This window comes from Rhodoferax sp. XS2R6 (assembly GCF_056521365.1).
Window position 1 is genome coordinate 766,387 of sequence record NZ_JBWMAY010000001.1, and the last position, 20,937, is coordinate 787,323.

Genomic DNA, 20,937 nt, shown 5'->3' on the forward strand with positions numbered 1-20,937 from the left:
CAAAATTGAAAAAAAGAGCGTGATTGTCGCAGCATTCGTAGAAACCCTCCCCTCCCCCACTTTGATGCCCGATTCCAACCCCTCTTCCACGCCACTGCCTGCGGTTTTTCAGGTGCGCATCGCACCCGATGGTTGGGTGTTTGCAGCCACACCCGCGCAGAGCGTGTTGCAAGCCGGGTTGGCCGCGGGCGTGGAGCTGGAGAGCTCGTGCCGCAACGGCACCTGCCGTACCTGCCTGTGCAGGCTGGTGCAGGGCGAGGTGGCCTATGCCATTGACTGGCCCGGTGTGAGTGCCGATGAAAAAGCCGAGGGCTGGTTTTTGCCCTGTGTGGCCCAGGCCCGCAGCGACCTGGTGGTGGAGCAACCCATGGCCTGGCCCACCGCACCGTGATGCCCACACCGTAAAAACACCAAGCTCGCGGAGCCACGTCACCTAGGGTCAACACCATTGCCGGTGGCTTGGCGAGCCCCAAGAATGGTCTTTCCATCCACAGGGAAGTGTCCATGACCACCATCACCGTCTCGCCCGGCGATTTGCCTTTGCAATGCCTGTACCGCTGGGAAAAAGAGCGTGGCCCGCAGGTCTACCTGACCCAGCCCACCGGCGGCGGTGCGGTGCTGGACATCACCTGGGCACAAGCCGCGCAGCAGGTGCGTTGTATGGCGGGCTGGCTACAGTCGCAGGGTTGGCCGCAAGGCAGCCGCGTGGCCATCATCGGCAAAAACAGCGCGCACTGGATCCTGGCGGACCTGGCCATCGTGATGGCGGGTTATGTGTCGGTACCCATCTACCCCACCTTCAATGCCGAAGCGCTGGCCTACATCCTGGCACACAGCGAGGCCAAGGCCTTGTTTGTGGGCAAGATGGACGACACCGCCAACATCAAAAACGGCGTCCCCTCAGGTTTGCCATTGGTGGCACTGCCGCTGGCCCCTGCCTTGGCGGCGCTGCAATGGGCAGATTTGGTCAAAAACAACGCCCCCCTGGGTGGCCAGCCAGTGGCCGATGGGGATCAGACCAGCACCATCATTTACACCTCGGGTACCACCGGCAAACCCAAGGGAGTGGTGCACACCTTCAACACCATGGCCTGGGGTGTGTCCAGCGCCACACACCGCGTGCGCATGGATGTGAACGACCGCTACATCTCCTACCTGCCGCTGGCCCACGTGGCCGAACGCATGCTAGTGGAGCAAGCCTCGCTGCGCTACGGTGGACGCATCTTTTTTGCCGAATCTCTGGACACCTTCTTAATGGATCTGCAGCGCGCCCGGCCCACCATCTTTTTCTCGGTGCCGCGCCTGTGGGTCAAGTTCCAGCAGGGCATCCACGGCAAGATTCCGGCGCCCAAACTCAAACGCCTGCTGGGCCTGCCGCTGATTGGCAACTTGGTGCGCAAAAAAATCCTCAAAGGCCTGGGCCTGGACCAGTGCCGCATTGCGGCCGGTGGTGCCGCGCCCATGCCGGCCGACGTGTTGCAGTGGTACCGCAACCTCGGGCTCGATTTGATTGAGGTGTATGGCATGACCGAAAACAGCGGTGTGTCGCACTCCACCCTGCCGGGCTCGCGCCAGACCGGATCGGTAGGCCTGCCCTACACCGGTGTGGAGAGCCGGGTGGACGCCGAAACCGGCGAGATCCAGATGCGCTGTCCGGCCCTTATGAAAGCTTACTACCGCGAAGAAGCCCAGACGGCAGAGGCATTCACGACGGACGGCTGGCTGCGCACCGGCGACAAGGGGCAGATCGATGCGCAAGGTTTCCTGAGCATTACCGGCCGCGTGAAAGACATCTTCAAAACCAGCAAGGGCAAGTACGTGGCGCCCGCCCCCATTGAAGACCGGCTGGTGCTGCACCCCGACATCGAAGCCTGCGCGGTCACCGGTGCCAACCTGGCACAACCGCTGGCTTTGGTGATGCTGTCACCCGACGCTGTGGCCCGCAGCCAAAGCAGTGAGGGCCGCCAGACCCTGAGCACCTCGCTGCAGCTGCACCTGCAGGCCGTCAACGCCATGCTGGAACCGCACGAGAAGCTCGACTGCCTGGCCGCAGTGACCACCGCCTGGACCCCCGAGAACGGCTTTGTCACGCCCACGCTCAAGGTCAAACGCAACAAAGTGGAAGAGGTGTATGCGCCCCACTTTGCCAGTTGGTTGGCGCAAGGCCAGTCCGTGGTCTGGGCCGACGCCCACTGAGGCAACACGCCAACACGCCAACACGCTGCGGTAAGCTCGCAGCATGTTTGTTTGGAGTTCCCCCGCTTCATGGCGCAGCCGGTGTGCCACCGGGCTGGCCATCTGGCTGCTGCTGGCCTGTGCCACAGCGGGGGCTGCTGATGCGCCCCACCCCATGGCCGAGCGCACCGCCGCCTGTACCGCCTGCCACGGCACGCAGGGCAAGGCCGGCCCCGATGGTTATTACCCCCGCCTGGCCGGCAAACCTGCGGGTTACCTGTACAACCAGCTGCGCAACTTTCAGGACGAGCGCCGCCATTACACGCTGATGGCCGGCCTGCTAGCGCCCCTGGGGCAGGACTACCTGCGTGACATGGCCACCTATTTTTCGGAACTGGAGGTGCCCTACCCGGCCCCAGCCCGCAGCGGCGCGCCCACGGCCGTGCTGGCGCGTGGCAAAAGCCTGGTGCTGCAGGGTGACCAGGCGCTGGGCATTCCGGCCTGTGTGGCGTGCCACGGCGCCACCTTGACCGGTGTACAACCCAATACCCCTGGCCTGCTGGGCCTGCCGCGTGACTACCTCAACGCCCAACTGGGTGGCTGGCAAACCGGCCAGCGCAAAGCCCACGCCCCCGACTGCATGGCTGGCATTGCACGCAAACTCAGTGTCGATGACGTGAATGCGGCCACCCAATGGCTGTCCTCCCAAACGCTGCCAACCAGCACCAAACCCGCCGCGCAGCGGCCGGCGGCATTGCCCGGCGCACTTGCGCTGCCACCGTGTGGAAGCGCGCCCTGACATGCCCACCCCATCGTCATCCTGGCGCAGACGCGTGGTGTGGACAGGGCTCGGCGGGCTGGTCCTTGCAGGCCTGCTGCTGGCGTATGTGGCCCTCACGCAGTTTCGCGCCCCCCAGGCGGCCAGCACCCCGCTGACCACCCCCACGGTACCGGCCATGGAAGCCGTACAACGCGGCGCCTACCTGGCACGCATTGGCAACTGCGCGTTGTGCCACACCGCACCGGGTGGCGCCAGTTACGCCGGCGGCAAGGGCATTCCCACACCCTTTGGCACGGTGTACACCAGCAACCTCACACCCCACCCGGATGCAGGGCTGGGCCGCTGGTCGGCCGAGGACTTCTGGCAGGCCATGCACAACGGTCGCTCGCGCGACGGGCATCTGCTTTACCCCGCCTTCCCTTACACCAGCTTCACCCAGCTGGCCCGTGAAGACAGCGATGCCCTGCTGGCCTTTTTGCAAACCTTGCCAGCCGCAGACCAACCCAACCAGCCCCATGCCCTGCGCTGGCCCTACAGCAGCCAGTGGGCGCTGGCCGTGTGGCGGGCCGTGAACTTTGCACCTGCAGAGCCGGTGGCCCAAGCGCCAGCGCAGACGGATGCCCTCCTGCGCGGCGCCTACCTGGTTAACGGCCTGGGGCACTGCAACGAGTGCCACGGCGCGCGCAATGTGTGGGGCGCACCGGACCTGCGCCAGACACTGTCCGGCGCCACACTGCCACAAAGCCTGTGGTACGCCCCCTCACTGCGCGCGGCAGACGAAGGCAGCGTGGCGGCGTGGACCCTGAAAGACACCGTGGCCCTGCTCACCACCGGGGCCAACCGCCACGCCACCACCAGCGGCCCTATGGCGGAGGTGGTGCACCACAGCACCCAGTACCTGCAGGCGGCCGATGCAGAGGCGATGGCCCGCTACCTGGCCCAGCTGCCCGAAACGCCCCGTGCCGCGGCCACCCCCTACAACACAGTGGCAGCCAACCTGACACTGGGCGCACGCCTGTACGAAGCCCAATGTGCCCAATGCCACGGCAAGCAGGGCGAGGGCCAGGCCGATGCCTACCCGGCCCTGGCCGGCAACCGCGCGGTGCAAATGACTCCCAGCAACAACCTGGTGTTGACGGTGTTGCAAGGCGGCTATGGGCCGGCCACCCAGGGCCGCCCGCAGCCGCACGGCATGCCACCGTTTGTGCTTGCCCTGAGCGATGCCGAGCTGGCCTCGGTGCTGAGTTACATCCGCAATGCCTGGGGCAATCAGGCCCCGGCCTTGAGCGAGTTTGATATAAACAAGTTTCGCAACCTCCAAGCCCCTTAAAGCCCTCCTGGAACCGCCACCATGCGCACCTCTGCCCTTCTCCTCAGTGTTACCGTGCTGGCCCTTGCGGGCTGCGCCCAGTGGGGTGGCCCGGGCCCGGACAAAGACAAGACCTACGCCATCACCATCCTGCACACCAACGACCACCATGGTCGTTTCTGGAAGAACCGCGATGGCGAGTACGGCATGGCTGCGCGCAAGACCGTGATCGACCAAATCCGCCAGGAAGTGAAGACGGCCGGTGGTTACAGCCTGCTGCTCGACGGTGGTGATGTGAACACCGGTGTGCCAGAGTCCGACCTGCAAGATGCCGTACCCGACTTTCGGGGCATGAACCTGCTGGGTTATGACGCCATGGCCGTCGGCAACCACGAGTTCGACAAGCCACCGATGGTGTTGCAAATGCAACGCGATCTCGCCACCTTCCCCATGCTATCGGCCAACATTTACAAAGATGGCAGCCGCATGTTTGCCCCCTACAAGGTGTTTAACCTGGGTGGCGTGCGTGTAGGCGTGATGGGCCTGACCACCGAAGACACGCAGAAGATGGTGCACCCGGACAACGTGCGGGGCGTGACCTTTGCCAATGTGCAAACCGAAACCACCAAGCTGCTGCCCGAACTTCGCACCAAGGCTGACGTAGTGATTGCCGCCACCCACATGGGCCACTACGAAGATGGCAAACATGGCGTGCAGGCGCCGGGCGATGTGGAGCTGGCCCGCGCCGTGAAAGGCCTGGACATGATTGTGGGCGGCCACTCCCAAAACCCGGCCTGCATGAAAGCCGAGAATGTGCTGGACCGGGCCTACGTGCCGGGCACCGAATGCAAACCTGACCGCCAGAATGGCACCTGGATCGTGCAAGCCCACGAGTGGGGCAAGTACGTGGGCCGCGCCGACTTCAGCTACCGCAACGGTGAATTCACGCTGGTGAAGTACACGCTGGTTCCCATCAACCTCAAGAAGGCCGTGAAAACCGCCGACGGCAAGACGGTGATGCAAACCTACGCCCCCGAAATTGCAGAGTCGCCCGAAATGCTGCAACTGCTCAAACCGTTCCAGGACTTTGGCCAGCAGAAATTGCTGGTCGAAGTGGGCAGCAGCGACGGCAAGCTCGAAGGTGACCGCACCGTGGTGCGCAGCCAACCCACAGCGTTGGGCGTGATGATTGGCAAATCCATGATGGACAAGACCCAAGCCGACTTCGCCATCGTCAACGCTGGCGGTGTGCGCGACTCACTGCCCGCAGGCAAGATCACCTACAAAGACGTGCTGACCGTGCACCCCTTTGGCAACACCGTGGTGGTGGTGTCCCTGAATGGCAAAGAAGTGCGGGACTACCTCGCAGCCGCCGCCAAGATGACGGCGGGCTCGGGCGCGTTTGCACAATTTGCCGGTATCCAACTGGTGATGGAAGCCGGACAGGTGGTGAGTGCCAAGGTGGCCGGGCAGGACATTGACCCTGCCAAGACCTACCGCATGGCCATCAACAACTTTGTGGCAGCGGGCGGCGATGGTTACCCCAAACTCAGCACCCACCCGGGTTATGTAGACACCGGTTTTGTGGACGCTGACGTGCTGCGCGCCTACATTGCGGCCAACAGCCCCCTCAAGTCCCAGGCCTATGCGCCTGGCAACAGCGTCGTGCGACGGTAAATGGCCCAACTCTCACGCCGCAAAGCCAAACCACTCTCCCCGCGCCAAGCCTCCGTGCCCACACGCCAGGGGCGTGCCGGGCAACACATGATCATCGACGGCTACGCCCCGTCGCAGATGATCGAAGACCTGCGCAAGTACCAGGCCGAGCTGGAAATCCAGAACAAGGCGCTGCGCTACTCCCAGCAAGAGGCCGAAGGCGCGTCGGAGCGTTTTGCCACGCTGTTCTCCAATGTGCCGCTGGCCCTGATGGTGGTGGACGAAGAAGGCCTGGTGCTAGCCAGCAATGCCATGGCGCTGCGCCTGTTCCAGCCGCTGGAGAGTGATGCGCCGCTGAACTTTTTGCTGCCCTTTGTGGGGCAGGACCATACGGACGAAGTGGCGGTGGCTTTTTCTAGTGCCCGGCAAGAAGGCACCAGCGAGGTCCATGAGGTGGAGTTTCTGGCTGGCTCGCGCGGCAAACTCACCGGGGACCTGCATATTGCACGGATCGAGAACCCGCTGGATGAGCTGGCGCACTTTATCTGCGCCATCATCGACCAGGGCCCTTTGCTGGCAGAACGCCAGGCCCTGCAAGAAAGTGCCGCCGTGCTGCGCCAGCGCAACGAAGACCTGTTGCTGAGCGAAAACCGCATGGCGGCCATCATCAACTCATCGTTGGACGCCATTTTGTGCATTGACGAAAAGCAGTGCATCACGGTCTTTAACCCGGCCGCCACCGCATTGTTTGAATGCCCGGCCGACCAAGCCTTTGGCGCCCGCCTGGGCCGCTTTCTGCCCGATGTGGAGCGCGCGCTGGAAAGCGGCAATGTGCCGGCCCAGGCCATGCTGGGAGAGTTCACGGCCACAACGCTGCGGGGCCAGCAGATTTATGTGGAAATCAGCGTCTCGCTGGAGCGGCGCCTGCGCACCCGTGCGCCGCTGCGTTCGCTGGACAGCGACCCGGTCGCCCGGCGCGGCCAGCACAGCGCACACGGCGCAGTCACTACCATTTTTGCGCGCGACCTGACGGCCAAAAAACTGGCCGAGGCCCAGCGCACCGCACTCGAAACCCAGCTGCGCGAGTCGCAAAAAATGCAGGCCATGGGCACCATGGCCGGTGGCATTGCGCATGATTTCAACAACATCCTGAGCGCCATTCTGGGCAATGTGGAACTGGCCAAGCAAGATACTGCACCCGATGCAAGTGCATTGATAAGCCTCCAGGAAATCGACAAGGCCGGTCGCCGCGCGCGCGACCTGGTGCGGCAGATTCTCACCTTCAGCCGCAACGAACCGCCCAAGCGCACGCCGATTCAGCTGGCCGAGGTGGTGCAAGAAACCGCACGCCTGGTCAAAGTCGCTCTCCCACCTGCCGTGGAGCTGCAGCTGCTGGTGCCCGATGGCATTCCCTCGGTACTGGCGGATGCCACCCAGGTGGAGCAGGCCCTGCTCAACCTCTGCACCAACGGCATTCTGGCGATTGGCAGCACCAAGGGTTCGGTCACCATCGAGCTCGGGCAGGCCGAGATCGAACTGCCCTTTAGCGACCGTCTGGGTGTGCCCGCGGGCCACTATGTGACCGTGCGGGTACGCGACACCGGGGGCGGCATGAGCGAAGCCACCATGCAGCGCATTTTTGAACCCTTCTTCACCACGCGCCAGGTGGGCCAGGGCACAGGCCTGGGGCTGTCGGTGGTGCACGGCATCATGCAGACCCACCTGGGCGCGATCGACGTGCACAGCGAGGTCGGGCATGGCAGCGTGTTCACCCTGTACTTCCCGGCCACCGAGCAAATGCCGCTGGGCGTGGCAGAGCCGGACCCGGTGCAGGAGGTAAAGGGCCGCGGCCTGCATGTCATGTACGTGGACGATGACCCGGCACTGGTGTTCCTGGTGTCGCGTGTGCTCACGCGCAAGGGCTTTGCCGTGACCACCTTCACTGACCCACATGAAGCCCAGGCGGCGCTGCACGCCAACCCCATGGGTTGCGACCTGTTGGTTACGGACTACAACATGCCCGGCTTCAGCGGCGTTGACCTGTTGCGGCAGGCCAAGCTCATTCGGCCAGACCTGCCGGTGGCGCTGGCGTCGGGTTATGTCACCCCGGAAATTGAGCAACGCGCGCTGCAGGAGGGTGCCAGTGCCCTGATCTACAAACCCAACGATGTGAACGAGCTGTGCGAAACCGTGCAGCGGCTGTTGTCCCACCATGATGTTGTCCACTGAAGACTTTGCCGCCCTGCCACTGGAGGTGGTGTTTGCCGACGATGCCATCGTGGTGCTCAACAAACCCTCGGGCCTGCTGACCGTACCCGGCCGTGGCCCCGACAAGGCGGACTGCCTGAGCAAACGCGTGCAAGCGCGTTACCCCGACGCGCTGATCGTGCACCGGCTGGACCGTGACACCTCGGGTCTGGTGGTGCTGGCGCGCGGCCTGCCGGCCCAACGCGTGCTCAACCTGGCGTTTGAACAACGCCGCGTGGACAAGCGTTACACCGCCGTGGTCACCGGGCTGCTTGCCCTGGACGGCCAATGGAAAGAGATTGACCTGCCCATGCTGGTGGACTGGCCCAACCGCCCCAAGCGCACCATCAACCACGCCGAAGGTCAAAGCGCCCTCACGCGCTGGCGCTGCACGGCCGTGGACGCCGCCGCCAACACCTCGCGTGTGGAGTTGGAACCCGTGACCGGGCGCACCCACCAGCTGCGCGTGCACATGCAGGCCATCGGTCACCCCATGGTGGGCGACACGCTGTACGCACCGCCCGAGGTGCAAGCCCAGGCCGACCGCTTGCTGCTGCACTCGGGCCTCTTGAGTTTTCCGCACCCGGTGACGGATGAGGTACACGAATACACCGTCGCCCCGGCGTTTTAGTGCCTGGGCCTAAAATGGTTTGGTGACTACCCTACTCAACGCCGACCTCCATTGCCACTCTGTGGTGTCCGATGGCACTCTGACACCCGAAGCCCTGGCCGAACGCGCCAAGACCAATGGGGTGGAACTGTGGGCACTGACCGACCACGATGAAGTGGGCGGCCTGGAGCGCGCACGCGATGCGGCCCATGCCCAGGGCATGCGCTACCTGACCGGCGTGGAGATCTCCATCACCTTTTTGAACCAGACCGTGCACATCGTCGGCCTGGGCTTTGATGCCGACAACGAAACATTGCGCCAGGGCCTGCGCCAGACCCGTGGTGGCCGCAAGGAGCGCGCCATGGAAATGTCGGATGGGCTGGCCAAGGTGGGCATCCAGGGCGCCTTTGAGGGCGCACTGAAGTTTGTCGGCAACCCCGAGCTGATTTCACGCACCCACTTTGCCCGCTTTCTGGTGGAAAGCGGCGTGTGCCGCGAGACCAACGAGGTGTTCCGCAAATACCTGACCGAAGGCAAACCCGGCTTTGTGGCGCACCGCTGGGCCACGCTCAAGGACGCCGTGACCTGGATCACGCAAGCCGGCGGCATGGCCGTGATTGCCCACCCGGCGCGCTACAAGTTCACACCCAACGAAGAGTTCGCGTTGTTCACCGAATTCAAGGGTTATGGCGGCCAGGGTGTGGAAGTGGTGACGGGCAGCCATTCGGTGCCCGAGTACCAGATCTACGCCGAGACCGCCAAGGAATTTGGCCTGGCCGCCTCGCGCGGCAGTGATTTCCACAGCCCCGATGAAAGCCACACCGAGCTGGGCACCCTGCCCGCTTTGCCCAGTGGCCTGACCCCCGTGTGGGAGTTGCTGAGCTCCCGTATCCAATAAAAACAAGAGGACAAGCGCGCAAGCGTTTGCCGTGCCATGGCGCAGTACTTCGAAGTTCACCCCCACAACCCGCAACCCCGCCTGCTCAAGCAGGCCGTGGGCCTGCTTGAAAAAGGCGGTATTCTGGCCGTCCCTACCGACTCCAGCTACGCGCTGGTGTGCCACCTGGACGACAAAGCAGCGGCCGACAAGTTGCGCAGCATCCGCGGGGTGGACGACAAACACCACCTGACGCTGCTGTGCCGCGACCTCAGCGAGCTGGCCAGCTACGCGCGTGTGGACAACACGCAGTACCGCCTGCTCAAGGCCGCCACACCGGGGGCCTACACCTTCATTCTGGAAGCCAGCAAGGAAGTGCCACGCCGCGTGAGCCACCCCTCGCGCAAGACGATTGGCCTGCGTGTGCCCGAACACAAGACGCTGCAGGAGCTCCTAGCCCTGCATGGGTCTGCGCTACTAGCTACTACTTTGATAGCATCAGGCGAGACCGAGCCACTCAACGATGCGCAGGACATTCGCGAGCGCTACGAGCACCAGATTGCCGCCGTCATCGACGCTGGGGCCTGCGCGCTGGAGCCCACCACGGTGATCGACCTGACGGGTGACACACCCGAAGTGATTCGCCAGGGTGGGGGCGACCTCGCTGCCATCGGACTGTAGCCTTGCGTTTCTTCCCCATTTCACTCTGAGACAATTGCCTGTGGACATTGCACAACTGATCCAAACCGTTGCCATCTACGCCCTGCCCGTGCTGTTTGCCATCACGGTGCACGAGGCCGCGCACGGCTACGCGGCCCTGCATTTCGGTGACAAAACCGCCTGGTCCCTGGGCCGCATCACGCTGAATCCGGCCAAACACATTGACCCGGTGGGCACCATCCTGATGCCGCTGTTGTTGTACTTCGCCACCTCGGGTGCATTTCTGTTTGGTTACGCCAAGCCGGTGCCCGTGCGCTTTGGCAACCTCAAGAACCCCAAGCGCGACATGATCTGGGTGGCACTGGCCGGCCCCGGCGCCAACCTCGCCATGGCGCTGGCCTGGGGCATTGGTCTGTACCTGCTGCAAGGCGCGGGCGTTGTCGAACCCTTCTTTTTGAAGATGTGCCAGGGCGGCGTGCTGGTCAATGTGGTGATGTTCGCCTTCAACCTCTTTCCGCTGCCGCCGCTGGATGGTGGCCGCATTCTGGTGGGCCTGCTACCCCTCAAGCAGGCCATGGCCGTGTCGCGCATCGAACCCTGGGGTTTCTTCATCGTCATGGCGCTGGTGATTGCCGGTGTGCTGAGCACCGTGTGGATGCAACCCGTCATGGCCCTGACCTTTGGCCTGCTGGACCTGGTGCTCACGCCACTGTCCCTGCTCACCCGCTGATTTTTTACTGTTTGTCTGACCGATTGTTTCCATGCGCACCACCCGCTTTCTCACCGGCATCACCACCTCCGGCACACCCCACCTGGGCAACTACGTGGGCTCGATCCGCCCGTCCGTGCGCGCCAGCCAAACCCCGGGCGTGGAGAGCTTTTACTTTCTGGCCGACTACCACGCGCTCATCAAGATCGACGAGCCCGCGCGCATCCAGCGCTCCACACTGGAGATTGCCGCGAGTTGGTTGGCCGCGGGTCTGGACCCAGCGCATGTGACCTTTTACCGCCAGAGCGACGTGCCCGAAATTCCCGAACTCACCTGGTTTTTGACCTGCGTGACCGGCAAGGGTGTGTTGAACCGCGCCCACGCCTACAAGGCCTCGGTAGACAAGAACACCGGGGCCGGTGTGGACCCGGATGCCGATGTGACCGCCGGTCTATTCATGTACCCGGTGCTCATGGGCGCGGACATTTTGATGTTCAATGCGCACAAGGTACCGGTGGGGCGCGACCAGATCCAGCACATCGAAATGGCACGCGACATGGCGGCCAGCTTCAACCACCGCTATGGCGAGCACTTTGTGCCGCCCCAGGCCGAGATTGAAGAGTCGGTTGCCACCCTGCCCGGCCTGGATGGCCGCAAGATGAGCAAGAGCTACGACAACACGATTCCGCTGTTCAGCAGCCGCGAGCAGCTCAAGAAGCTGATTGCCGGTATCAAGACCGATTCGCGCGCGCCCGGTGAGCCCAAGGACACCGAAGGCTCGGCCTTGTTCCAGATTTACCAGGCGTTTGCGTCTGAAGAAGAAACCGCCGCACTGCGCAAGGCGTACGCCGAGGGTATTGCCTGGGGGGATGCCAAGACCCTGCTGTTCGAGCGCATCGACCGCGAAATCGCACCCATGCGCGCCACCTACGAAGACTACATGGCCCACCCCGAAAAGGTGGAAGCGTTGCTGCTGGCCGGTGCGAAAAAAGCGCGCGCCATCGCCACACCCTTCATGACCCAACTGCGCAGCGCCGTGGGCCTGCGCGGCCTGGGCAGTGCGGTGCAAGCCAAGGCAGAAAAAAACAGCAAGGCTGCCCTCGCTGCCTTCAAGCAATACCGCGAAAAAGACGGCCTGTTCTACTTCAAGCTGGTGGACACGACTGGAGCCGTGCTGCTGCAAAGCAAAGGCTTTGAGTCGCCCAAGGTGGCAGGCCAGGCGATTGGCCAGCTGCAGCGTGACGGCACGGCCGGCTTGGCAGCATTGCAGCCCCAACTCGAAGCGCTGGACAGCAGCACCCACGCCAGCGCCGTGCAGGCTCTGTCGGCACTGGCCGAGGCCGCAGACGCCAAATAACGCTATTCATTTGCTAGCTGCTCGCGCATATTCCACGGGGGCTAGAGGCCTAAAACACTTCAAAATGACAGGTGCAGCATGAGTGACTACCCCAAGGACATTTACACCGAACCCCACCCCATGGATGTGGACACGCTGGCCAACCTGGGCCCGCTGCGTGCCATGGCCGGTGTGTGGGAAGGCCAGCGCGGTCTGGACGTGAAACCCAAGGCCGAAGGCCCCAAGAAGCAGATCTTTCACGAGCACATCGAGCTGCAACCGATCGACCCGCAAACCAACGGCCCGCAGCTGCTCTACGGCCTGCGCTACCACACCCACATCACCAAGCCCGACCAGGTCAAGACCTACCACGACCAGGTGGGCTACTGGCTGTGGGAACCGGCCACGGGCGCCATCCTCCACACGCTGACCATCCCACGCGGCCAAGTGGCCATGGCGGGCGGCCAGGCCACGGCAGACGCGACCGAGTTTGAACTGGTGGCCACACACGGACTGGACACCTATGGCATCTGCTCCGCACCGTTTTTGCAGCACGCCTTCAAGACCACGGAGTTCCGCATCAAGGTGACGATCAACGCCGATGGCACCTGGAGCTACGACGAGGACACGGTGCTGCAGATCCTGGGGCGCGATGAGCCGTTTCACCATACCGACCGCAATACGCTGACCAAGATTGCGGAGCCCACGCCGAATCCGCTGGCACGGGCTGCCGGCTGACAAGGGCTTCTTGCTATGTGCGCCGTCGAGTTTCTTGCACTGCTAGACGAACAAAAAATCAGTAAATCTCAGGAACAATAATGTCCTCCCGCACCGGCCTCCGCTCATAGTCCTCATGCCGCACCCGCGGCGGCAACACCACCAGCGGGTGCTCGGTTTCCTCATACGGCATCTGCTGCAACAGGTGGTGGATGCAATTGAGGCGCGCCTTCTTCTTGTCCACCGCCTGCACCACCCACCACGGCGCCTCGGCGATGTGGGTGCGCTCCAGCATCACCTCTTTGGCGCGGGTGTAGTCTTCCCAGCGGCTGCGGGACTCCAGGTCCATGGGGCTGAGTTTCCACTGTTTGAGCGGGTCATGGATGCGGCCCAGAAAGCGGCTGTGCTGCTCTTCGTCGGAGATGGAGAACCAGTACTTGATGACCTGGATGCCCGAGCGCACCAGCATCTTCTCGAACTCGGGCACGGTGCGGAAGAATTCTTCCAGCTGCTCGTCATTGCAAAAGCCCATGACGCGCTCGACACCGGCGCGGTTGTACCAGCTGCGGTCGAACAGCACGATCTCGCCCGCGGCGGGCAAATGGCTCACATAACGCTGAAAGTACCACTGCGTGCGCTCGCGGTCGTTGGGTGCTGGCAATGCGGCCACGCGGCAAACACGCGGGTTCAGGCGCTGGGTGATGCGCTTGATGGCGCCGCCCTTGCCGGCTGCGTCGCGCCCCTCAAAAATCACCACCACCTTGTGGCCCGTGGCCACCACCCAGTCCTGCAGCTTGACGAGTTCGCCCTGCATGCGAAACAGTTCCTTGAAGTACTGGCGGCGTGCGGCGCGGGCATCGGCATCGGGGACCTGGCCGCCCGCCAGGCGCTCCAGGTGCTGGTCGTCCAGCTCCATCTCCAGTTCCTCGTCATAACTGTCGAGCATGTCGTTCTGGATACGGCGGATCAATTCGTCTTCGCTGGCGCTCACGGGCAACTCCTGGTGGCTGGGTGTACCCCCCTAGCCTAGGCAAGTGTTGTGTCAGTTGCGTGAAAATTGCGTGACAAAGGCACCAAAGCCGTCGTACACGCCGAGAACGCCCGAAACGTTAGAACAGGTCCACGTCCATGCCCTCGGCCACCTGGTCCACCAGGTCGCCCGAGGCCACCAGCGCCTGGTAGCTGCAGACTTGGTTGCGGCCATGTTCCTTGGCGTGGTAGACCGCCTTGTCGGCGCGGCCAAAGGCACCGCTGGGCGTGTCGTGTGGCAGCAGCACCGAGAAGCCGATGCTCACGGTGATGGTGCCGACCTGCGGAAAGGCATAGGCCTGTACCCGCTCGCGCAGACGCTCCAGTGCCGCATGGGCATGGTCCACGCTGTCGCAGCGCATCAACACCACAAACTCCTCGCCCCCAAAACGGTACAGCTGGTCGTGGAAACGGAAGCAGCTGCGCATCAGGCGTGCCAGCAGCAACAGCACCTCGTCACCAATCAGGTGGCCATAGGTGTCGTTCACGCGCTTGAAATGGTCAATGTCCAGCACGGCCAGCCACACGCCCGCATCGGGATGCGGCTGGCGGCGTTCGCCGCCCTCGGGCAGGTCGTCGCCGTGTTGTTCAGCGGTGGCTTTGAAAAAGGCACCGTCAAAGGTTTTGCGGTTCAGCAGTTCGGTCAACGCATCTTTTTCGCCGTAGTCCAGCAGGCCCAGCAGGTTGTGGTAGGTCAGCAAAATGCCGTCTACCAGCTCCAGCGTGTGTGCGGACAGGTCTGTGGCAAAGCCCATTTCGAGCAGGCCCCAGGTGCCCTGCGGCGTCTGCAGCGGAATCACGCACGCGCCGGGGGGAGTGTCGGCATGTACTGCGCGCCCCTGCTCTACGGCCTGTTGGCGCAACGCAAAGCGGGAGAGATGGGGCAAGGTGGTCCAGTCAGTCCAGAGCAAGTCGCGGCTGATCTGGGTCTGGCCTGCATCCAGCCGGGCCTGTACCAGGCAGCGCCGGTCATCGCCCTCACCCACCACACGGATCAGGCTGGCACTGTGCACCGCCCCCTCGCTGCTGCTAATCACCAGGCGCACCAGTGCAGCATCGAGGGCATCGCGGTCACGCAGACCACTCATGGCCGCCAGACTTTGCACAAGCGCGTTCATTCTTGGTATTTACCTCTTTTGTGTCACGCACCGGGGGGTGCTGCCCAACTGCCAGCAAGTTGACCCACCTCAAAGCCGGACCGCAGGCCGCGCCCTAAGCTGTATGACTGTCCAACGCCCGCTATCTTAGAGCACACCATGACCCAAGCAAGTACCAAATGGCCGTTTTTAGCCCGCGAATCGGGCGATTGGCTGCGCGACAGCGGTCTGGGCGCCCTGCGCCTGGCCGGACGCACGCTGCTGCCCATTGTGCAGGGCGGTATGGGCATCGGCATCTCCGGCCACCGCCTGGCCGGCAGTGTGGCGGCCCTGGGCGGGGTGGGCACACTGTCCAGCGTGGACCTGCGCCGCCACCACCCCGACCTGATGGAGCAGACCCGCGAACTGGCACCGGGCGATGCGGCCAAGGCCGGCATTAACGCGGCCAACCTGATTGCGATAGACCGTGAAATCCAGGCCGCCCGGGCCCGCACCGGTGGACGGGGCCTGCTGGCCATCAACGTGATGCGCGCCGTGAGCGAGTACGCCGCGAATGTGACCCGGGCCCTGGAAGCCGGCATTGACGCCGTGGTGGTGGGCGCCGGCCTGCCGCTGGACCTGCCCGACCTGGCCAAGGACCACCCCAAGGCAGCGCTGATCCCCATCCTGTCGGACGCGCGTGGCGTGCAGCTGCTGGTGAAGAAGTGGGAGCGCAAGAAGCGTCTGCCCGACGCCATCGTCATCGAACATCCGCGCCTGGCCGGCGGCCACCTGGGCGCCGCCAAGATTGCTGATCTGCAGGACCCGCGCTTTGACTTTGAAAACGTGATCCCGCAGGTGCGCCAGTTCTTTAAAGACGCGGGTTACGAGCAACACATCCCGCTGATAGCGGCTGGTGGTGTGCGCAGCTTTGAAGACATTGCCCGCCTGCAGGCGCTGGGGGCCGATGCGGTGCAGCTGGGCACGGCCTTTGCGGTGACCGAAGAAAGTGATGCCCATGCCGAATTTAAACGCGTGCTGGCCGAAGCCCGGCCCGAAGACATGCTGGAATTCACCAGTGTGGCCGGCCTGCCCGCTCGCGCCGTGGCCACGCCCTGGCTACGCGCCTACCTGAAGATCGAACCCAAGCTGCAGGCCGTGGCCCACGTGAAGGCGCGCTGCACCAAGAGTTTTGACTGCCTGGCCCAGTGCGGCCTGCGCGACGGCCTGCCGGGCTGGGGCCAGTTCTGCATCGACAACCAGCTGGCTGCAGCGCTGCGCGGGGACACCAAAAAAGGCCTGTTCTTCCGCGGTGCGGGGGAGCTGCCGTTTGGCAGCCAGATCAAGACGGTGCGCGAGCTGGTGCAGCGCCTGTTGACACCCGGCATGGCCGCAGGGGATATGGCGGCGGCCTAAGCTACCGCTCGGCTTGCTATTCATTCAGGAGCTGCTTGCGCAGCATCCACGCGGCCTAGAGGCCGATTTGGCTTAAAAATGGGGCGTATCAGCCGGGCTGCAGCACCTGCACCTGGTTACGCCCTGCACGCTTGGCCTGGTAGAGCGCCTCGTCGGCGCGCTTGAGCAGGGCTTCCGAATCCAGATCCGGGTTCCACTGTGCAATGCCGCCCGAGAAGTTGGAGCTGAACCAGCCGTCGTCCACGGGGTGACGGATGCGCGAGAAGTCCACCCGGATGCGGTCCAGCACGGTGTGCGCCTGATCGGCCTGCGAGCCCGGCAGGATGACCACAAACTCTTCGCCGCCGTAGCGGCCCACGGCATCGCTCTTGCGCACGCGCTGCTTGAGCAACCACGACAGGCTGCGGATCACGTGGTCGCCCATGGGATGGCCGTAGGTGTCGTTAACCGACTTGAAGTGGTCAATGTCCACCATGGCCACGCACAGGCCGCTGCCGTCCAGGCGCGCGGCGTTGATGGCGCTTTGCAACTGCTGCTTGGAGGTGGTGTGGTTCAGCAGGCCGGTCAGGCTGTCGTGCAGCATGGTGCGGCGCAGCGTGCGGTAGCGGTCGATCTTGCTTTTGACCACGGCGTTGAGGATCACCGGGTTGAAGGGTTTGGTGAGGAAGTGGTCGCCGCCCAGGCGCAGCGCGTCCACCTGCAACGCCACATTGCTGTCACCCGAGAGGTAGACCACAGGTGTGGACAAAAACTCGGCATGCTGGCGGATCACGCGCGTCACTTCCACCCCCGTGCAACCGGGCATGTACATGTCCATCAGCACCAGGTCGGGCTGGAAGGAGGCCAGCGCGGTCAGCACGTCCTGCGGGCGCGTGATGGCCAGCGACTGCATGCCCGCCTCGGACAGGGTGCGGCGGATCATGGCACCAGCGGTCTTGGAGTCTTCCACCACCAGCACACGGTAAGGCGGTTCTTCCTCGTTGCTGCACAGCTTGACGATGCGCGCCATGATGGCTGCGTGCTGGGTGCCGGTGGCAAAACAGGCGTCGCAGCCCGCGCTCAGCGCCTGCTGCTGGCTCTCAAAGTCCACCCCCACGTTCAGGCCCACGATGTGGCTGGCCGAAAACTGGCCGCGCAGCGTCTGCACCTGCGCTACAAAGGCCGCCAGCGGGCGGCTGGCCGCGTCCACCAGCACCATGGCCGGCTCGGGCACCGAGGGCAGTGTCTGGGCTGTGCCCAGCAGTTCCACCTGCACGTGGAAGAAGCCAACCTGGGCCACCAGGTCTTTCCAGGCGGTGGGGGTGTCGGTTACAAAAACAATTTTCTTGGGCGACACCAGGGTGCTCACGGGCGTGGCGTCGTGGGGGACGTCTGGCGCCTGGCGGCGCTCGGCCTGGTGGGACGAGTGGCCCTGGATAAAAGCCTGCGCACGCGCGCCAAACTCCTGCACCTGCACGCCCAACAGCGTGCTGGCGCCGGCCGGCAGCGTGCCACCGGCAGACGGGTCCATGAGCTGGTCCATCAGCGAGAGTACTTTTTGCTCCAGCGAGTGCGCACTCTGGTGCAGGCCCGAGAGGCCGTGGCTTTCCAGAAACTCGGTCAGGCTGGAGACCGATACGGCAAATTCGACAAAGCTGTCCAGCCCGGACTGGCGCATGCAGGCCTGCCACTTGGCGGCCAGCTCCTGGCAGCGTTTGTTCAGATCTTCTGGGGTGCAGGACATAGGGTGTACGGCACCGCCTCAGCGGGCAGGTTCGCCCTGGAAGTTACCGGCCCGCAGGGTCACCACCAGCGTGTCGCGGTGGCCACCGTCCGCCACCGGCTGGATGGGGGTGGACTCATGGACCACACGCGGGTCGTCCAGCAGCAAGAGCGACCAGGGTTCGGTCAGCGTGAAGCGCTGGCCATTGGGGCCATCGGCCTCGAAGACGCGGGTTTCGCCGCCTTTCACGCCCTCGCGCCCCACCAGGAACACGGCCACCAGGTCCACGCCGTCGCGGTGGGCGCCCTCAGGCGTGGGGCGGCCAATGCCGTCGGTGGTGTCGATGCGGAACTGGTGCGCCTCGGTGTACCAGGTGTGCGGCCCTTTGAGCGCGCTGGCGACCTGGCCCAGCCAGGCCAACAGCTGCTGCCAGGCGGGCTGCGCCACCAGGGCCGCCTGCATGGGTTCAAAGTGGCGCTGCATGCCGCCGTGCAGGGCGTTGTATTCCACCGGCTGCCAGTGCGGGCGGTGCGGCGCCAGCGCCACGGCGCGGCTGTCCACCACAAAACAGGCATGGCGACGGTGGCGGTAGCGGCCACCATCGCGCAGGTAAGCGTCGGGCGGCAGGTCGTCCCACAGCGGGCGCCAGGCCAGCAGGGCGGCCAGGTCCAGCCCGGCCAGTGTCGCCACCTGCTGCGGCCTCACCACGGCATAACCCTGGGTACGCAGGGTGGCGTCCAGGTCCTGGGGGGCGGCAATGGCGGGGGGCGCAAAAGAAAGGGTCATGGCGGGCGTCAAGCAGGGTAAAGCCGGGAACAAGGCACCAAAGGGCGGCCACTGAGGGGCTGCGCGGCATTATCAACCCAGAAGAGTGCACACCGGCTGATGTGGGTCAAGACGCCCCGCAGCCGGTCTGGCTAATCTGGGAATCCCATTTCCGGAGACCCCGCCATGACCGCCACTACCGCCCTGCCCCACACCCTGGACACCCCCTTGCAATGGAGCGACGCCCTCGCCCTGGACATGCCGGTGATGGACGAAACGCACCAGGAGTTTGTGGCGCTGCTGGCCGAGGTGGTGCAGGCCGCGGACGACGCGCTGCTGCCGCACTGGTCGGCCCTGATTGCCCACACCCAAGACCACTTTGACCGCGAAGACCAGTGGATGCGGGCCACCGGTTTTGCCGCCGGCAACTGCCACGCCACGCAGCACAAGGTGATTTTGCAGGTGATGCGCGAGGGCGAGGCGCGCGGCCACGCGGGCGACCTGGCCGTGGTGCGCCAGATGGCGCGCGAGCTGGGCCTGTGGTTTCCGCAGCATGCGCAGAGCATGGATGCATCCCTGGCATTGCACTTGCGTTCGGCCGGCTACGACCCGCACACTGGCGCACTGGGCCAGCCCGATCGCCTGCCAGCCCAAGCTATCCACGGTTGTGGTGGCAGTTGCGGGGATTAGAGCCAGCCCCCCAACCGTTTGTCACCTTGGCTACCCCGCGGCGGTGAGTGCGGCGCTACCATGCGCTCCCCGGCTGGCACCCTGCGTGCCGCCCCCTTTTTTCAGGAGCCTGCCATGTCCCTCGCCCACCTCGTCAACCACCAAATCCGCCTGGCCGCCCGCCCCGTGGGCATGCCCACCGCGGCCAACTGGAGCCACACCAGCGAGCCCGTGGCCGAGCCGGCCGAGGGCGGCGTAACCCTTAAAACCCTGGCCCTGAGCCTGGACCCCGCCATGCGTGGCTGGATGAACGAAGGCAAGAGTTACATCCCGCCTGTGGGCATTGGCGAGGTCATGCGCGCCGGTGGCGTAGGTGTGGTGGTGGCCAGCAAGAACCCCAAGTACGCTGTCGGCGACCACGTGAGCGCCGGCTTTGGCGTGCAGGAGTACATCACCATTGCCCAAGACGAGATGAAGCGCAATGGCCTGGTGAAGATCGACCTGCGCGCCGGCACTCTGACCCAATGGCTCAACGTGCTGGGCATGCCCGGCATGACCGGCTACTTTGGCCTGATGGACGTGGGCCTGCCGCAAGCGGGCGAAACCGTGGTGGTGTCCGGCGCGGCGGGCGCTGTGGGCCAGACTGTGGGCCAGATGGCCAAGATCAAAGGCTGCCGCGTGGTGGGCATTGCCGGCGGTGCCGCCAAGTGCGAGTGGGTGGTGAAGGAGCTGGGTTTTGACGCCTGCATCGACTACAAGGCTGGCCCCGGTGCCGTGCGCGCCGGTTTGAAAGAGCACGCGCCCAAGGGCGTGGACATTTACTTTGACAACGTGGGTGGCGAAATTCTGGACGAGGTGCTGGCCCGCATCAACCGCAAGGCCCGCATCATCATCTGCGGCGCCATCAGCCAATACAACAACACCACCGCCGTGCAAGGCCCCAAGAACTACCTGAGCCTGCTGGTGAACCGCGCGCGCATGGAAGGCATCGTCGTCTTCGACTACGCCGACCGTTACCACCTGGCAGTGGCCGAAATGGCCGGCTACCTGAAGGACGGCCGCATGAAGAGCAAGGAAGACGTGGTGGTGGGCCTGCAGACCTTCCCCGACACGCTACTCAAGCTCTTCAACGGCGAAAACTTTGGCAAGCTGGTGCTGGAAGTGGCGAAGGGCTGAGGCTACAGTTTGCGCAGATTGCTACGT

General features: G+C 64.3%; 19 protein-coding genes. 15 read left to right on the plus strand and 4 right to left on the minus strand.

Going from position 1 to position 20,937, the window contains the following annotated elements; genetic code table 11:
* The first annotated feature begins 64 nt into the window (after positions 1-64).
* From AC097A_RS03620 to AC097A_RS03675, 12 genes are all read left to right on the plus strand, one after another.
* Positions 65-391 carry a 2Fe-2S iron-sulfur cluster-binding protein gene (locus AC097A_RS03620; protein WP_315473563.1) on the plus strand — a complete coding sequence of 109 codons (327 nt, stop codon included), beginning with the start codon at positions 65-67 and terminating at the stop codon, positions 389-391.
* A gap of 113 nt (positions 392-504) precedes the next feature.
* Complete coding sequence (locus AC097A_RS03625) at positions 505-2,196, plus strand: AMP-binding protein (RefSeq protein ID WP_479619787.1); 1,692 nt, start codon at positions 505-507, stop codon at positions 2,194-2,196.
* Between the two features lie 43 nt (positions 2,197-2,239).
* Positions 2,240-2,974 carry a c-type cytochrome gene (locus tag AC097A_RS03630; protein WP_479619788.1) on the plus strand — a complete coding sequence of 245 codons (735 nt, stop codon included), beginning with the start codon at positions 2,240-2,242 and terminating at the stop codon, positions 2,972-2,974.
* A 1-nt stretch (position 2,975) separates the two neighbouring features.
* Positions 2,976-4,286, plus strand: coding sequence for a c-type cytochrome (locus tag AC097A_RS03635; RefSeq protein WP_479619789.1), 1,311 nt, complete (start codon positions 2,976-2,978; stop codon positions 4,284-4,286).
* Positions 4,287-4,307: 21 nt separating this feature from the next.
* Positions 4,308-5,942, plus strand: a complete 1,635-nt coding sequence (gene ushA / locus AC097A_RS03640) for a bifunctional UDP-sugar hydrolase/5'-nucleotidase UshA (RefSeq protein ID WP_479619790.1) — start codon at positions 4,308-4,310, stop codon at positions 5,940-5,942.
* Positions 5,943-8,150 carry a hybrid sensor histidine kinase/response regulator gene (locus tag AC097A_RS03645; RefSeq protein WP_479619791.1) on the plus strand — a complete coding sequence of 736 codons (2,208 nt, stop codon included), beginning with the start codon at positions 5,943-5,945 and terminating at the stop codon, positions 8,148-8,150. It begins immediately after the preceding gene.
* Complete coding sequence (locus AC097A_RS03650; RefSeq protein WP_479619792.1) at positions 8,134-8,799, plus strand: RluA family pseudouridine synthase; 666 nt, start codon at positions 8,134-8,136, stop codon at positions 8,797-8,799. Before AC097A_RS03645 ends, AC097A_RS03650 begins: the two co-directional genes overlap by 17 nt.
* Positions 8,800-8,821: 22 nt before the next feature.
* Positions 8,822-9,676: a 3',5'-nucleoside bisphosphate phosphatase gene (locus AC097A_RS03655; protein ID WP_479619793.1), complete on the plus strand. Its 855-nt coding sequence runs from the start codon at positions 8,822-8,824 to the stop codon at positions 9,674-9,676.
* Positions 9,677-9,712: 36 nt separating this feature from the next.
* The gene (locus AC097A_RS03660) at positions 9,713-10,336 is read left to right on the plus strand and encodes an L-threonylcarbamoyladenylate synthase (protein ID WP_105260078.1); all 624 of its coding nucleotides are present in this window, start codon (positions 9,713-9,715) and stop codon (positions 10,334-10,336) included.
* A gap of 40 nt (positions 10,337-10,376) precedes the next feature.
* Positions 10,377-11,045 carry a site-2 protease family protein gene (locus AC097A_RS03665; protein ID WP_315473569.1) on the plus strand — a complete coding sequence of 223 codons (669 nt, stop codon included), beginning with the start codon at positions 10,377-10,379 and terminating at the stop codon, positions 11,043-11,045.
* A 31-nt stretch (positions 11,046-11,076) separates the two neighbouring features.
* Entirely contained in the window at positions 11,077-12,381 is a 1,305-nt protein-coding gene (locus AC097A_RS03670; protein WP_479619794.1) for a tryptophan--tRNA ligase, read from the plus strand.
* Positions 12,382-12,459: 78 nt separating this feature from the next.
* Complete coding sequence (locus AC097A_RS03675; RefSeq protein WP_479619795.1) at positions 12,460-13,098, plus strand: FABP family protein; 639 nt, start codon at positions 12,460-12,462, stop codon at positions 13,096-13,098.
* A 58-nt stretch (positions 13,099-13,156) separates the two neighbouring features.
* Here AC097A_RS03675 and ppk2 read toward each other — a convergent pair whose 3' ends face one another.
* The gene (ppk2, locus tag AC097A_RS03680; protein WP_479620195.1) at positions 13,157-14,023 is read right to left on the minus strand and encodes a polyphosphate kinase 2; all 867 of its coding nucleotides are present in this window, start codon (positions 14,021-14,023) and stop codon (positions 13,157-13,159) included.
* A gap of 163 nt (positions 14,024-14,186) precedes the next feature.
* Entirely contained in the window at positions 14,187-15,224 is a 1,038-nt protein-coding gene (locus tag AC097A_RS03685; RefSeq protein ID WP_315496640.1) for a diguanylate cyclase, read from the minus strand.
* Positions 15,225-15,362: 138 nt separating this feature from the next.
* Between AC097A_RS03685 and AC097A_RS03690 the strand changes: the two genes are divergently transcribed.
* A complete protein-coding gene (locus tag AC097A_RS03690) occupies positions 15,363-16,598 on the plus strand; it encodes an NAD(P)H-dependent flavin oxidoreductase (protein WP_479619796.1) in 1,236 nt (411 codons plus the stop codon).
* Positions 16,599-16,686: 88 nt separating this feature from the next.
* Here AC097A_RS03690 and AC097A_RS03695 read toward each other — a convergent pair whose 3' ends face one another.
* A complete protein-coding gene (locus AC097A_RS03695; RefSeq protein WP_479619797.1) occupies positions 16,687-18,321 on the minus strand; it encodes a GGDEF domain-containing response regulator in 1,635 nt (544 codons plus the stop codon).
* Between the two features lie 18 nt (positions 18,322-18,339).
* A complete protein-coding gene (locus tag AC097A_RS03700; protein ID WP_479619798.1) occupies positions 18,340-19,086 on the minus strand; it encodes a 2OG-Fe dioxygenase family protein in 747 nt (248 codons plus the stop codon).
* Between the two features lie 165 nt (positions 19,087-19,251).
* Here AC097A_RS03700 and AC097A_RS03705 point away from each other — a divergent pair, with 165 nt between their 5' ends.
* Complete coding sequence (locus AC097A_RS03705; protein ID WP_479619799.1) at positions 19,252-19,755, plus strand: hemerythrin domain-containing protein; 504 nt, start codon at positions 19,252-19,254, stop codon at positions 19,753-19,755.
* Positions 19,756-19,869: 114 nt separating this feature from the next.
* On the plus strand, positions 19,870-20,910 hold the full coding sequence (locus tag AC097A_RS03710; protein ID WP_479619800.1) for an NADP-dependent oxidoreductase: 1,041 nt from the start codon (positions 19,870-19,872) through the stop codon (positions 20,908-20,910).
* The last annotated feature ends 27 nt before the right edge of the window (positions 20,911-20,937 follow it).

Excerpts from the sequence above, each read along its gene's own strand:
- AC097A_RS03630 (WP_479619788.1), top strand. The coding sequence starts at position 2,240 with ATGTTTGTTTGGAGTTCCCCCGCTTCATGGCGCAGCCGGTGTGCCACC.
- AC097A_RS03635 (WP_479619789.1), top strand. The coding sequence starts at position 2,976 with ATGCCCACCCCATCGTCATCCTGGCGCAGACGCGTGGTGTGGACAGGG.
- AC097A_RS03695 (WP_479619797.1), bottom strand. The coding sequence starts at position 18,321 with ATGTCCTGCACCCCAGAAGATCTGAACAAACGCTGCCAGGAGCTGGCC.
- AC097A_RS03620 (WP_315473563.1), top strand. The coding sequence starts at position 65 with ATGCCCGATTCCAACCCCTCTTCCACGCCACTGCCTGCGGTTTTTCAG.
- AC097A_RS03675 (WP_479619795.1), top strand. The coding sequence starts at position 12,460 with ATGAGTGACTACCCCAAGGACATTTACACCGAACCCCACCCCATGGAT.
- AC097A_RS03660 (WP_105260078.1), top strand. The coding sequence starts at position 9,713 with ATGGCGCAGTACTTCGAAGTTCACCCCCACAACCCGCAACCCCGCCTG.
- AC097A_RS03705 (WP_479619799.1), top strand. The coding sequence starts at position 19,252 with ATGACCGCCACTACCGCCCTGCCCCACACCCTGGACACCCCCTTGCAA.
- AC097A_RS03670 (WP_479619794.1), top strand. The coding sequence starts at position 11,077 with ATGCGCACCACCCGCTTTCTCACCGGCATCACCACCTCCGGCACACCC.
- AC097A_RS03625 (WP_479619787.1), top strand. The coding sequence starts at position 505 with ATGACCACCATCACCGTCTCGCCCGGCGATTTGCCTTTGCAATGCCTG.
- AC097A_RS03690 (WP_479619796.1), top strand. The coding sequence starts at position 15,363 with ATGACCCAAGCAAGTACCAAATGGCCGTTTTTAGCCCGCGAATCGGGC.
- AC097A_RS03650 (WP_479619792.1), top strand. The coding sequence starts at position 8,134 with ATGATGTTGTCCACTGAAGACTTTGCCGCCCTGCCACTGGAGGTGGTG.
- ppk2 (WP_479620195.1), bottom strand. The coding sequence starts at position 14,023 with ATGCTCGACAGTTATGACGAGGAACTGGAGATGGAGCTGGACGACCAG.
- AC097A_RS03645 (WP_479619791.1), top strand. The coding sequence starts at position 5,943 with ATGGCCCAACTCTCACGCCGCAAAGCCAAACCACTCTCCCCGCGCCAA.
- AC097A_RS03685 (WP_315496640.1), bottom strand. The coding sequence starts at position 15,224 with ATGAACGCGCTTGTGCAAAGTCTGGCGGCCATGAGTGGTCTGCGTGAC.
- AC097A_RS03710 (WP_479619800.1), top strand. The coding sequence starts at position 19,870 with ATGTCCCTCGCCCACCTCGTCAACCACCAAATCCGCCTGGCCGCCCGC.
- ushA (WP_479619790.1), top strand. The coding sequence starts at position 4,308 with ATGCGCACCTCTGCCCTTCTCCTCAGTGTTACCGTGCTGGCCCTTGCG.
- AC097A_RS03700 (WP_479619798.1), bottom strand. The coding sequence starts at position 19,086 with ATGACCCTTTCTTTTGCGCCCCCCGCCATTGCCGCCCCCCAGGACCTG.